12 protein-coding genes and 2 tRNA genes are annotated in these 12317 nt (G+C 50.4%); 5 read left to right on the top strand and 9 right to left on the bottom strand.

Translation table 11 applies throughout. The features are described from left to right. Positions 1-106: 106 nt before the first annotated feature. The 9 genes from QVO66_RS05290 to pyrE all read right to left on the bottom strand — a co-directional run bounded on the left by QVO66_RS05290 (position 107) and on the right by pyrE (position 7942). The gene (locus QVO66_RS05290) at positions 107-1657 is read right to left on the bottom strand and encodes a YifB family Mg chelatase-like AAA ATPase (protein ID WP_021854374.1); all 1551 of its coding nucleotides are present in this window, start codon (positions 1655-1657) and stop codon (positions 107-109) included. 217 nt (positions 1658-1874) lie between these two features. Then, positions 1875-2873: a DUF4369 domain-containing protein gene (locus tag QVO66_RS05285; RefSeq protein ID WP_021854373.1), complete on the bottom strand. Its 999-nt coding sequence runs from the start codon at positions 2871-2873 to the stop codon at positions 1875-1877. A 13-nt stretch (positions 2874-2886) separates the two neighbouring features. Continuing rightward, entirely contained in the window at positions 2887-4572 is a 1686-nt protein-coding gene (locus tag QVO66_RS05280) for a hypothetical protein (RefSeq protein WP_021854372.1), read from the bottom strand. A gap of 22 nt (positions 4573-4594) precedes the next feature. Then, a tRNA-Leu gene (locus QVO66_RS05275) sits at positions 4595-4680 on the bottom strand. An 8-nt stretch (positions 4681-4688) separates the two neighbouring features. Further along, a tRNA-Gly gene (locus tag QVO66_RS05270) sits at positions 4689-4761 on the bottom strand. Between the two features lie 66 nt (positions 4762-4827). After that, a complete protein-coding gene (locus QVO66_RS05265; protein WP_021854371.1) occupies positions 4828-5397 on the bottom strand; it encodes a hypothetical protein in 570 nt (189 codons plus the stop codon). After that, positions 5394-6731 (bottom strand): argininosuccinate lyase, encoded by a 1338-nt coding sequence (gene argH / locus QVO66_RS05260; protein ID WP_021854370.1) that lies wholly within the window; start codon positions 6729-6731, stop codon positions 5394-5396. Before argH ends, QVO66_RS05265 begins: the two co-directional genes overlap by 4 nt. Positions 6732-6837: 106 nt before the next feature. After that, on the bottom strand, positions 6838-7254 hold the full coding sequence (locus QVO66_RS05255) for a hypothetical protein (protein ID WP_021854369.1): 417 nt from the start codon (positions 7252-7254) through the stop codon (positions 6838-6840). A 55-nt stretch (positions 7255-7309) separates the two neighbouring features. Continuing rightward, complete coding sequence (gene pyrE / locus QVO66_RS05250; protein ID WP_021854368.1) at positions 7310-7942, bottom strand: orotate phosphoribosyltransferase; 633 nt, start codon at positions 7940-7942, stop codon at positions 7310-7312. Positions 7943-8666: 724 nt separating this feature from the next. On the opposite strand from pyrE, the gene QVO66_RS05245 reads away from it, so the two are divergent. The 5 genes from QVO66_RS05245 (at position 8667) to QVO66_RS05225 (ending at position 12139) form a co-directional block, all read left to right on the top strand. Continuing rightward, complete coding sequence (locus QVO66_RS05245) at positions 8667-9155, top strand: DUF3836 domain-containing protein (protein ID WP_288172622.1); 489 nt, start codon at positions 8667-8669, stop codon at positions 9153-9155. A 107-nt stretch (positions 9156-9262) separates the two neighbouring features. Then, positions 9263-10090, top strand: coding sequence for an ABC transporter ATP-binding protein (locus QVO66_RS05240; protein ID WP_021854365.1), 828 nt, complete (start codon positions 9263-9265; stop codon positions 10088-10090). A 53-nt stretch (positions 10091-10143) separates the two neighbouring features. Next, a complete protein-coding gene (locus QVO66_RS05235) occupies positions 10144-10977 on the top strand; it encodes a hypothetical protein (protein WP_021854364.1) in 834 nt (277 codons plus the stop codon). Further along, on the top strand, positions 10974-11786 hold the full coding sequence (locus QVO66_RS05230) for a hypothetical protein (RefSeq protein WP_021854363.1): 813 nt from the start codon (positions 10974-10976) through the stop codon (positions 11784-11786). The genes QVO66_RS05235 and QVO66_RS05230 overlap by 4 nt, the downstream gene beginning before the upstream one ends. Next, complete coding sequence (locus QVO66_RS05225) at positions 11783-12139, top strand: GntR family transcriptional regulator (RefSeq protein WP_021854362.1); 357 nt, start codon at positions 11783-11785, stop codon at positions 12137-12139. Before QVO66_RS05230 ends, QVO66_RS05225 begins: the two co-directional genes overlap by 4 nt. Positions 12140-12317 lie beyond the last annotated feature (178 nt).

Genomic DNA, 12317 nt, shown 5'->3' with positions numbered 1-12317 from the left:
GTTCAGGATTTTTATACCTACATTCATGTTTCCTTTTGTTTATTGTCAATTATAAAGGCCTACTGTTATTTAATTTTTTCTGCTGTAAAGCAGGCAGCAACATGCCTTATGCGCCTCCTCGCTCGGCCCAGTCGCTCCTGTCGAGGTTACGATAACTTATGGCTTCAGCCAGATGCTGCGGCAACACACGCTCTGAAGCCTCAAGATCGGCTATGGTGCGCGCCACTTTCAGTATGCGGTTATAGGCTCGGGCAGACAGGTTTAGCCTCTCCATGGCCATGCGCAGCATCTCAATGCCGTCTTCGCCGGGCTCGGCATACTGGTGTATCATGCGCTCGCTCATCTGCGCATTGCAGTGAACTCCCTTGCATTCCCTGAATCTTTCCTCCTGTATGTGGCGAGCCTTGATAACCCTTTCGCGTATTACGTCGCTGCTCTCGCCCGGTGCTGCACGAGATATGTCCTTGAAGGGCACGGGCGTTATCTCTATCTGTATGTCGATGCGGTCGAGAAGCGGACCGCTGATTTTGTTCATATAGCGCTGTATCTGTCCCGGCGTGCACACACAATGGTGGGTAGGATCGTTGTAATATCCGCACGGACACGGGTTCATCGAGGCCACAAACATGAACGAGCAGGGATATTCTATGGTGTATTTTGCTCTCGAAATGGTTATCTTGCGGTCTTCCAACGGCTGGCGCAGCATCTCAAGAGTTGACTTGTTAAACTCCGGAAGTTCGTCGGCAAAGAGCACGCCGTTGTGTGCAAGCGATATTTCTCCGGGCTGCGGATTCATTCCTCCGCCGACGAGTGCCACCTGAGATATGGTGTGATGTGGCGAACGGAACGGCCGCTGTGATATCAGCGACATGTTTTTACCCAGCTTTCCGGCAACAGAATGCACCTGCGTAGTCTCAAGACTTTCGGCCAGCGAGAGCGGAGGCAATATCGACGGAAGGCGCTTGGCCATCATTGACTTGCCGCTTCCGGGCGGACCTATCATTATCATATTGTGGCCTCCTGCAGCCGCAACTTCCATAGCCCGCTTAACGTTTTCCTGCCCTCTAACGTCGGCAAAGTCAAGTTCGAAATGACTCTGATGCTCGTAAAACTCGCGCCGCGTGTCGACAACGGTAGGCTTATAGTCGCCCTCACCGTTCAGAAAGTTCACAACATCCATTATGCTCTCCATACCGTAGACGTCAAGGTTATTCACTACGGCAGCCTCTCTTTCGTTCTGTTTGGGCACAATAAGTCCCTTAAACTTTTCCTTGCGTGCCCTGATAGATATCGGCAGAGCACCTTTCACGGGCTGTATCATGCCGTCGAGCCCAAGCTCACCTACTATCATATACTCTGACAGCAGGTCGGGCTTCACCTTTCCGATAGCAGCCAGAATGCCTATTGCCAGCGGCAGGTCGTAGCTGCTGCCTTCTTTACGGAGATCGGCGGGAGCCATATTCACGGTAATGTCGGCAACGGGAAACTTTATACCATTATTCTGTAGGGCAGCCACAATACGGTCGCGGCTCTCCTTCACAGCTGTATCCGCAAGGCCGGAGAGATGATAAAGCACACCTCGCGACACGCTAACCTCAACGGTAACGGTTGTTACGTCGAGGCCATTGACGGCCGCACAATAAGTTTTTACAAGCATATATCACCAATTATCCAATTAATCTTGTGTCAATTACAAATCGAGTTAGCTGCGAAAAACCGCGCTAACTCTACAAATGTATTCATATAGCTATAATGTCTGTAACTCAGAAACAGACAAAAATTCATGCTGAAGCTCCAACTGCCGGCATCACCAATGTCACAAATTCGCACCTCACAACAGGGTGCAGACAATGGCAAACGGCAAAAGCACAGCGTTAATTAAGCAGTACCTTGAGCTTAGTTTCAAGCTCATTGATGTTCAGGCTGCGCTCTACAATTCGTCCTTGCGCATTATATACAATGTTGTCTGCCACGCGTCCAAGGCCGAAGGTCTCAAGAAGCGGACTCTCAAACATAAGCTGGTCGCATATTACAGGCGATGCCGTAGAGTCACTGCGCACAGCAAAACTGCATGTACGCTTGCTTGCATCAAGGCTTATGCCCATCAGCGCAAGTTTATTTCCATACTCATTTTTCAGTCTAAGCAGCCTGTCGCGCATGTTACGGCTTTCATAGCTCCACTCAGCCCATGTATAGACAACGGCAACTTTACCCTGAAGATATGAAGCGGAAATGTTCTTTCCGTTGATATCCTGTGCAGAGAACGACGGTATTCTGGCGCCACCCGCATTATTTTTCATCATCTTCACATAACGCACAATGCGTGCAACCTCACCGTTCTTCGGCTGTGCCTTGTAAACTATATCAGCCAAACTTGCAGCCTTGTCAAGGTTTACATCTGGAACGAGGATAAAATATTTCTTAAGAACATACACGCTGGCAGCCGTAGCCGGATTGTTTTTCACAAAATTCTCAGCATAAGACATCTCCTCAGGAGGCGACGCCTTTACGAGCTGCTGACGGAAAGCCGTCATAAGTTCATTCTCCTTTGTACCTTCAATCTCAATTTCCTTAAGGTGTGATGCGTCACCCTTTACGGAAACAGACTTGCCCGGCTCGGCAAAGACCGGCACTTCGGAGAAGTTTGGAAATACGATGACGAGCGTGCCGCTCTCCTTGCATTGCGTCTCAAAAGTGAAGCGTCCGCCTTCAACCTTTATCGTGTCAATGCCGTCGAACACACCGTCAGGACTGTAAACATAAAACTCACCTTGGTTAAGGTTGAGTAGTCGGCCATCCAAGTTGAAATAGCCTCTGCGTGTTCCGCAGGCAACCAAAACCAAGGTGAGCGTAAGATATATCAATCGCTTCATGCGCCAGCGATGTTTACTTGCTTATTTTAGCCAGCTCAAGATCGTTGTTTGCGTATGTTGCAAGTGAAGGATCTTTCTGCAGAGCGCTCTTCAGATAAGAAGAAGCTGCGCTGTCGTTGCCCTGACGAGCATTCAGGATAGCCTGCAGATAGTCTGTCATAGCGTCCTTGTTCTTGATGCTGTTCAGAGTGTTAGCTGCACCGGCATAGTTCTTGTTAAGAATCTGAGCCAAAGCAGTTGTGTTGCAGTTGATACCGTTGAGGTTCTGCTCAGCTGTAGCATAGTCACCCTTAGCGAGGTTCAGAGTACCAAGAACCTTGTTGTAGTCACCAGCTCCGTTAGCCTTAGCGATATAGTTTTCAGCCTCGCTTACGTTGCCGTTCTTCAGTGCCATCAAGCCAAGGTTAGCGTTAGTCTCAGCAGCATTGCCGTTGATTGACTGAGCCTTAGCCAGATAGTTCTTAGCTTCAGCATCGTTGCCCTTAGCGAACTCGATAGCAGCAACGTTGTTGTAAGCACGGTAATCGTTAGGATAAACCTCGATAGTCTTCTTGTAGATAGCCTCCTGAGCGTCTACGTTGTCCTCAAGAGTAGCTGAGTAAAGAAGTTCGTCAACGCTAAGCTTTGTAGCGTCAGCCTTATACTGCTCCTTAATCTGCTCGTCGCTGCGGCCGATTGTCTCATAGTTGATGATCAGGCGAGAACGACGGAGTTCAGGAAGAATACCGTCAGCGAGCTCACGGAAACCTGCAGACATGTTGCGGATCTGCTGCTCACGCTCTTCAGGATCCTGATACATAGAGAGAACTCGGAGGATTACGTCCTTGTCCTGGATGTCAGAAGCCTGAACAAGCTGCTGGAAGCCTTCCCAGTCCTGTGCAGTATATTTACCGGTAACGTCAGACTGAACCTTAGCGCTCTTAAGCTGTTTCTTAGCGTAGTCTACAGAAACATCCTGACGTTTGCTAGCCAATTTGTCGTTGAAGTCGAATCCACCATCAGGAGAAGCGTAAGCCAAAACCTCTACGTTCTTGATGTTCAGACCTTCCTTATCTGCGTTGATCTTCTTAAGCAGCTCAACAAACTCCTTAACAGAGTTGTTCTTCAGCTCGCTCTTGCGCAGGTTAGCCTGGTTGATGAGGAACTTAATCTGAGCAGCCTGTCTCTGATCTCTAACACGCTGGAATGTGTCGGGAGCGATGCAAGCGCCGCTTCCGGCGAGAGTATTCTTATAAAGTTCAGATGTAGCGATAACACCTTCAGCAACCTTAACAGCAGGAATCTCTACCTTCTTCTTCTTTTTGCCAACATAAGCATCGAAAGTCATATAAAGGTCGCTCTTCTGCATTTCGGGAACATACTTGAAGTTAGACTTCATTGTATAGTTACCTCCAGCCTTGTAAGCAATTGTCTGGTCGTTGCCCTCAACCTTTTCGCCCTGGAACTTAGCAGCCTGACCCTGTGCAGCCTGTCCGTTGCCATAACGCAGTTCGGGGATAACTGTAACCATAGCCTTTTTCTTCATGTACTTCTCGGGGAATGTACCATTGATTGTTACAGCCACCTGTCCACCTCTAGACTCGAGCGGATTAGGTGTAACATTGAAATTGTCAGCAGACAACTCTCCAAGCTTAGAAGAGCAAGAAGACAGTGCAATCACTGATGCTGCCGATAAGAATAAGATAAGATTTTTTTTCATAATGAAAGGTTTTAGATATAAGTGCCGCGAGCGGGACTCGAACCCGCACAGCCATTACTGGCCAAGGGATTTTAAGTCCCTCGTGTCTACCAATTCCACCATTGCGGCTCCACTAGAGCGGAAAACGGGACTCGGACCCGCGACCCCGACCTTGGCAAGGTCGTGCTCTACCAACTGAGCTATTTCCGCATTAGAGCAGTGCAAAGATAAGTTTATTTCTCGAAAGAGCAAACTAATTTACACATTTTAATACTCTCACTGCCCATTAATGACCGAAAGCACGCCTGTCGGGCCCGTTGTACTGCATCTGTAGCGTATAAGTTTGTCTCCAGGATCGCCGCTGGATATGATTCCGCCGTTGTTCATGTCGTACACGCGCTTGCAGCTCTTGCATGTCGCCTTGCCGGTTGTGTCCATCGTAAGTCCGTAGCGCGGCAGGTTACTCTCCTTGTAGCAGTTGGGGCACTGATTGTCGTAGGCATAGAAGATGGCCGGCGAGTTTAGGTTGCCGTAGCCCACGATAATTCCGCTCTCGTTATATGCCCCGAGGATTAGCGTGCGCTGCTCGTCGACGGCATTGAATGCCACGCGTTCGGTCTGTCCGGGAGCGGTGTTTGTGTTGAACACGAAATATCTTCCGCTCACTGCCGCATGGCAGAACACGCCGGGCGAAAGCGAATTCATGGCCGTGCCGAGCATAGGACTGCGGTTGGCGCTGTTGTCGAATATGAAGTAGCAAGAGTCGCTGCTGAACTCAAACTCGGCATCGTCGCACGACACGAAGAGTGCCAGAAGGGCTATTATATAATAGGTGTACTTTTTCATTTCAGTAAGTTTTTCTCAGCATTTTCCATTTTCTCGAAGTGGAAACCGTCGAGACACTGCTCCATGAGAGCCTGTATCTTGTCGTTGCAGAGGTTTCCGATAGAACCTTCGTGAGTGTGGTGTATGTTCTTGTCGGGCACAAACTGACCTGCCTCGATGTCGAGTCCAACCTTTTTGTAGGCGTCTCTGAAGGGCATGCCGGCAGCCGCAAGGCGGTTTACTTCCTCAACGGAGAACATGAGGTCGTACATCTTGTTGTCGAGAATGTTGCGATTTACCTCCATCTTGTTGATGATGTAGGCTGCCATCTGCAGGCAGTCCTTAAGCTCGTCGAAAGCAGGAAGGAACGACTCCTTGATAATCTGCAGGTCGCGGAAATAGCCACACGGCAGGTTGTTCATTATCAGCACAATCTGCTGCGGCAGCGCCTGCAGCTTGTTGCATTTGGCGCGTATCAGCTCGAACACGTCGGGATTCTTCTTGTGGGGCATGATGCTGCTGCCTGTGGTACACTCCTTCGGGAGCTTGACGAACGAGAAGTTCTGGCTGTTGAACATACAGGCGTCGAATGCCATCTTGGCCACCGTGCCGGCTATCGACGCCATGGCAAATGCCACGTTGCGCTCTGTCTTGCCGCGCCCCATCTGAGCGTACACCACGTTATAGTTCATCGTGTCGAAGCCCAGCAGCTCGGTTGTCATGGTGCGGTTGAGCGGGAACGACGAGCCGTAGCCGGCAGCGCTGCCCAGTGGATTGCGGTTGGTCATGCGCCATGCAGCCTGCAGGAAGAGCATGTCGTCGGCAAGGCTCTCGGCATAGGCTCCGAACCAAAGGCCGAACGAGCTGGGCATGGCCACCTGAAGATGGGTGTAGCCGGGCATGAGCACGTCTTTAAACTGGTTGCTCTTTTCTATCAGCTCATCGAAAAGCACCTTGACGAGCATTGCGATGTCTCTGATTTCATGACGGATGAAGAGTTTAAGGTCTACCAGCACCTGGTCGTTGCGCGAGCGTCCGCTGTGAATCTTCTTGCCCATGTCGCCAAGCTTGCGCGTAAGCATGAGCTCCACCTGCGAATGAACATCCTCTACGCCGTCCTCAATGACAAACTCGCCGCGCTCGCACACGGCATAGATGTTCTTCAGTTCGGCCAGAAGTGCCTTAAGCTCGTCGCTGCCAAGCAGTCCGATCGACTCGAGCATGGTGATGTGTGCCATTGAGCCCAGCACATCATACTTGGCCAGATACATGTCCATCTCGCGGTCGCGCCCTACGGTGAACCGCTCTATATCTTCGTTAATTCCGTAATTTTTCTCCCAAAGTTTATTTGACATCGCAATACTAATTTTATCATAATGCCCCACTGCGGCCGGCGTCTGCGCGCCCGGCCGTAATGGGGCTGCATTTATTATATAAGGTATAAGCCCTAAACGCCGCGGCCTACTCGTAAGGAATGGCTGCCAGCGCGTCGGCAATCTTGTCAACGCCGTCCTGCAGCTTGCTGCCTATCATGGGCTTCAGGAACATGGGTATGTCGGCCTTAACCGTAACTTTCATCTTGCTTGTGGTGTCGGTTACGGGCAAGAGCTGTATCCACATGGTGAAAGGCACGGGCGAGTTGGCCGTCTCGAACTTTATGCACTTGGGTTCTTCGCGCTCGATGATGTTGAGCGTTATGCTGCCCACGGGCGGCACGCTCACCGACACGCTGTCGCGACTGAACGTCAGGTCGTTGATCTTGTCGGCCGGTATGCGGTCTTTCACCTTCTCGATGTTCTCGAGATTGCTAAGCCGCTCATAAACATTCTGCTGCGGATATGGTATCTGCTTCACTCCGCTCTCATACTTGCTGCTCATGTCTCTATTTTTGTTATCCACACCGCCGCTGTCTGCGGCGTATGTGCTGTTAGTGTTATTTCTTCCAGTTAGCAGGATCCTTGCGCCACTCGTGCAGCAGCTCTACGTCGGCCTCAGAGATATATCCTGTCTCAACAGCCTCAGCCACTACGTGCTCATAGTCGGTAAGAGTTACCAGCTCTACGCCGGCATCCTCGAACGCCTTCTGTGCAACGGGGAATCCGTAAGTGTAAGATGCAACCATACCTACCACCTCGACGCCTGCCTGGCGCAGAGCCTCAACAGCCTTAAGGCTGCTTCCGCCTGTAGATATAAGGTCTTCAACGACAACCACCTTTGCGCCTTCGGGCAGCTCACCCTCAATGAGGTTGCCCATGCCGTGGTCCTTAGCCTTGCTGCGGACATAAACGAACGGCAGACCAAGAGCATCGGCCACGAGCGCTCCCTGAGCTATGGCTCCTGTGGCAACGCCGGCAACGGCATCAGCCTGCGGGAAATGCTCAAGCACTGCATGCACAAGCTCGAGCTTCACATAGCTGCGCAGGTCAGGATACGACAGGGCCTTGCGGTTATCGCAATAGAAGGGCGACTTCCATCCCGAAGCCCATGTGAACGGATTGTTTGGCTGAAGCTTTATAGCCTTTATCTTCAGCAGCTTTGATGCAAATGCTTTTTTCAGTGTGTCCATATTTGTATTGTTTTTATTGTTTTAAATTATGCCGGGCGGCGCGCCGGCCTTCATGCCTTGTTTGCCGTCGTGCCCGGCTCACCGCCTTTTCATCCTGCAAAGTTACGTTTTTTTGGGTGCAAAACCAAATTATCCGGCCTTTTTTGCCCTAAACGTGCGCATCACGACTATGTTACGCCCCAGACACCGAGGCGCATCCGGCATCGCCGGAAAGGTCTTTCAGAGCATGGTTTCCATCGTCCTTCATAACCGTCTGATATTCAACGCCTTGCAAAAGGCCATGTTTTAGGCTCTAAAAGGCCGTCTTTTGCAGGCTAAAAGGTGCCCTTTTGCAATGCGAAAGGATACCTTTTAGAAAACGCCCGATATTCTGCCGTCTGACAGCGTGCCGCGGCATGGGTATGTCATACACGTAGTACACCCGGCACAGGGACATAGTACACCTAATACACCTTATTATATTGCATATCGCACTATCAGCCGGCATGCCCCAGCATGGCTATTGCGGCTTCATAAACGGCGTTTTTCTTAAATTCTGTTTATATCCACGCAATATTCAGCCATAAAACGTAAACAGACGTTAAAAATTGCACTTTAATTGCACTTTCTTGTCAAAATGCTTGGAAGTTATGTTTTATTAGTCTACATTTGCAGTGTACTAATAAACTAGTACACTATAAGACATTAACAAAAAGACAATTATTGACAATTAAAGACATTAACAATTATGAGTACTATTATCACAACAGCAACAATCATGGCGATGTATCTTAACGCCGCCGGAAGCGCAAACTCGCAATATGCATATAACGCCGACATTGAGAACGGACAGGTTAACACAATGTATGTAATGAACAAGAGCGGCAACAGTCTAAGCGGAAAGCTGAAATACAGCTACACTTACGACGCCGCAGGACGACTGACAGCCAAAACGGCAAGCCGATACAACAGTCTGACGGGAAAATATGTGCCGGCCTTCCGCCTCGACTTCAGCTATACGGCCGACGGATATGCCGTTGAAAGATGCACATGGAACAGCCGCAACAAGAGCTTCAACCGCCCTGACAGCCGCACCGAATACCGCCATGAAATGAGTAACGTGATGGCCGTGACAAACTATGAATGGAGCGATGCTGAGGGCAAAATGCTCACTGTAGACAACATGCTGGTGATGACACAGACCAACGAATATCTGCTGGCAGGTCAGCTTTAAGAGGAGCGCGCAGCGTAAGCGATAATCCCCCACCACTGCCCCATCCCTCCCATTACTCCCATCTCTCCCATTAACAACAAACACCCCTTAAAATAAAACGAAACAATATGATAGAAATAAGCAACCTAAAATACAAATACGCAGGCGCAAAACAATATGTGTTCAATGACTTCAGCCTGTCTCTCAGCGAGAACAACATCTACGGACTGCTCGGCAAGAACGGCATGGGCAAGTCTACACTGCTCTACCTCATCAGCGGACTGCTGCGCAAGGAGAAAGGCTCTATAACCATAGACGGCATTGAGGCCGACCGCCACGACCCAACCGTGCTGAGCGAGATATTCCTCGTGCCGGAGGAGTTTGAGCTGATGCCGATGAGCCTCGACGCCTATGTCAAGATGAACGAGCCGTTCTATCCGCGCTTCAGCCGCGAGGTGCTCAACAGCTGCCTGAGCGACTTTGAGCTTACGCCCGACATCAACCTCAAGGAGCTGTCTATGGGACAGAAGAAGAAGGTGTATATGAGCTTCGCCCTGGCTGCCAACACCAAGCTGCTGCTGATGGACGAGCCTACCAACGGATTAGACATCCCGTCGAAGAGCCAGTTCCGCAAGGTGGTGGCAAACAACATGAGCGACGACCGCACCATGATAATATCAACCCATCAGGTGCACGACGTGGAGTCGCTGCTCGACCACATCATGATACTAGACCACTCAGAGCTGCTGCTCAACGAGTCGGTGGCCGACATCTGCAGCAAATACAGCTTTGAGTTCCGCTCAATGGGCGAGCCGGCCGACGACGTTATCTACGCCGAGCCGTCGCTACAGGGCAACGCCGTGATAACACGCAGACGCGAGGACGAAGACGAAACTCAGCTCAATCTCGAACTGCTCTTCAACGCCGTAACAAAGAAGCTGCTGCCGCGCGAATAACTGCCGATGCAGCACAAGACACACATAGAACATAAGATTAAAAACGATTCAAGATGAGCAACTTTAATACAAAACGATTCATACAAACCTTTAAATGGTCGATGCAGGCCACCAAGAAAGAGATAGCAACCATAGCCGGATGCATGTTTTTCCTATACCTGGTGCCGTTCATAATATCGGTGATGTCAAGCCACGGCGAGCCCGACATTATTGTTGAAAGCAACATACAAAGCGCAACAATCACATGCACCTTCTTTTTCACTTTCTACTTAACTATCAGCGGATGCTGGATTATGAACAACATGAAGACCAAGGAGCAGCGCATAACGTTCAAGATGCTGCCGGCATCCGACCTCGAGAAGTTTATCGTCCGCGCACTATACATCACGGTGGTATGGGTGCTTATCGGCGTCGTAGCGTTCTGTCTGGCCGACTTCTGCCGCATGCTGATTTGCTTCATATCAGGCTCTCACGGAACCTACAGCACCATACCCGACGTGCTCAACATGTGGTTTGGCCCGGCAGACACACACTCAATGCGCATGACAGCCTGGGGGCTGAACTTTATTGCAGGCGTTCTGGCCGTCAATGCATGGGTGTTCTGGGCTCACTCGTTCTACGTTCTGGGCGGAGCCTTCTTCCGTCGCCGCCAGTTTATACTTACCTCATGCGCTCACTTCGCGCTCGGCATACTGTCGCTGATAATAATATCCTATATCCCTAAGGAAAGCATCTTCCTGGCAATCGAGAAGAGCCAGAATCTCGTGAACACCATTGCTTATGTTTATACGGCCGTCGCCATAATGGTCGGTCTGCTAAATTGGTGGCTGACCTACAGGCTGTTCAAGCGCTCGCAAGTTATCAACAATAAATGGATCAATCTATGAGCAATTTCAACTATAGCCGTTTCGGCATCACATTCAGATGGATTGAGCGATACTCACGCAATACAATGATAAGAGTATTGTTCCTCGCTCTCGCAGTATATCTGTTTATTCTTCTGATGAACACCGTCACTGCAAGCTACAAAGGCATTCCGGCCGACATGCAGCAGCTTACGCTGATAAGGGCGATAAGAAGCTGCGGCATGGCCTACTTCTTCTGGGTTATCATCAGCGGAACATGGTTTTGCCAGAACATCAAGACCAAGCAGCAGCGCATAACGGTAAAGATGCTGCCGGCAACAGCCCTTGAGAAGTTTCTCTCTCATATGGCATGGCTCGCCATACAGCTTATAGGCATGGCCCTTATGTTCTGCCTTGCCGACGTGATACGCGTGGCGCTGTTCGCCGCATTGGGACTCGACTGGATACAATGGGGCATCCCTGTGTTTTTCAACATAAGCCGCGTGGCCGGCGACATGTACATCCTTGGCGTCAAGTCGGCAGCCGTCTATGCGGCATGTGCGGCATGGCTGCTTTGGGCACAGTCGCTCTATGTTCTCGGAAGCATATTGCTAAACCGCTACAATAGCGTCATCGTCTCAGCCATACACGTCATACTCATCGTTGCACTGGTATGGATTGTATCCAAATCCGGCAGCGGTACGGCACCAGCAGATATTACAATGACGGCAGAAACCGCGTCATATACAGCAATGACGGCATTCGCCCTATTGGGCATATTCAACTGGGTTATGGCCTACAGGCTATACAGCCGCATGCAGGTGATAAACAACAAACTGATTAATTTATGAAGTTCAACAACGACAAAGCCATATACGTACAGATAGCAGACCGCCTTTGCGACGAGATTCTGACCGGTAAGTATAACGACGACGAGCGCATTCCGAGCGTACGCGAATATGCCGTGCTGCTCGAGGTGAACACCAACACCGCCGTAAAGTCGTATGATCTTCTGGCATCCGCCGGCATAATATACAACAGGCGAGGCCTGGGGTACTTTGTAACGAAGGGAGCCAAGGACATGATTCTGCAGGAAAGGCGCGAACAGTTTATGGAAGAAAAGCTGCCCGAACTGTTCCGCAACATGGAGATGCTCGGCATAACAATAGCCGACATAAGCGAAGCCTGGAACAAAAGAGGCTGACAAACATCATGCGTGGGAACAAAAGAGGCTGACAAACACCATGCGTGCCACGGCAAGCGGCAGGCGCACTGGCCGCCGGGAACGGGCATACCGCCACTCTCTCTAACCATCGAAAAGCCACATTTGACGGTATCGCCGACACCTGCACACGCTTGCCGGGGCATCGCATGAAAAAAAA

The sequence above is a fragment of the Prevotella sp. CAG:255 genome, assembly GCF_000431195.1.
Lineage (GTDB): Bacteria > Bacteroidota > Bacteroidia > Bacteroidales > Bacteroidaceae > Prevotella > Prevotella rara.
This window is presented reverse-complemented; position numbering and strand designations above follow the sequence as displayed.

Excerpts from the sequence above, each read along its gene's own strand:
- QVO66_RS05290 (WP_021854374.1), bottom strand. The coding sequence starts at position 1,657 with ATGCTTGTAAAAACTTATTGTGCGGCCGTCAATGGCCTCGACGTAACA.
- QVO66_RS05285 (WP_021854373.1), bottom strand. The coding sequence starts at position 2,873 with ATGAAGCGATTGATATATCTTACGCTCACCTTGGTTTTGGTTGCCTGC.
- QVO66_RS05280 (WP_021854372.1), bottom strand. The coding sequence starts at position 4,572 with ATGAAAAAAAATCTTATCTTATTCTTATCGGCAGCATCAGTGATTGCA.
- QVO66_RS05265 (WP_021854371.1), bottom strand. The coding sequence starts at position 5,397 with ATGAAAAAGTACACCTATTATATAATAGCCCTTCTGGCACTCTTCGTG.
- argH (WP_021854370.1), bottom strand. The coding sequence starts at position 6,731 with ATGTCAAATAAACTTTGGGAGAAAAATTACGGAATTAACGAAGATATA.
- QVO66_RS05255 (WP_021854369.1), bottom strand. The coding sequence starts at position 7,254 with ATGAGCAGCAAGTATGAGAGCGGAGTGAAGCAGATACCATATCCGCAG.
- pyrE (WP_021854368.1), bottom strand. The coding sequence starts at position 7,942 with ATGGACACACTGAAAAAAGCATTTGCATCAAAGCTGCTGAAGATAAAG.
- QVO66_RS05240 (WP_021854365.1), top strand. The coding sequence starts at position 9,263 with ATGATAGAAATAAGCAACCTAAAATACAAATACGCAGGCGCAAAACAA.
- QVO66_RS05235 (WP_021854364.1), top strand. The coding sequence starts at position 10,144 with ATGAGCAACTTTAATACAAAACGATTCATACAAACCTTTAAATGGTCG.
- QVO66_RS05230 (WP_021854363.1), top strand. The coding sequence starts at position 10,974 with ATGAGCAATTTCAACTATAGCCGTTTCGGCATCACATTCAGATGGATT.
- QVO66_RS05225 (WP_021854362.1), top strand. The coding sequence starts at position 11,783 with ATGAAGTTCAACAACGACAAAGCCATATACGTACAGATAGCAGACCGC.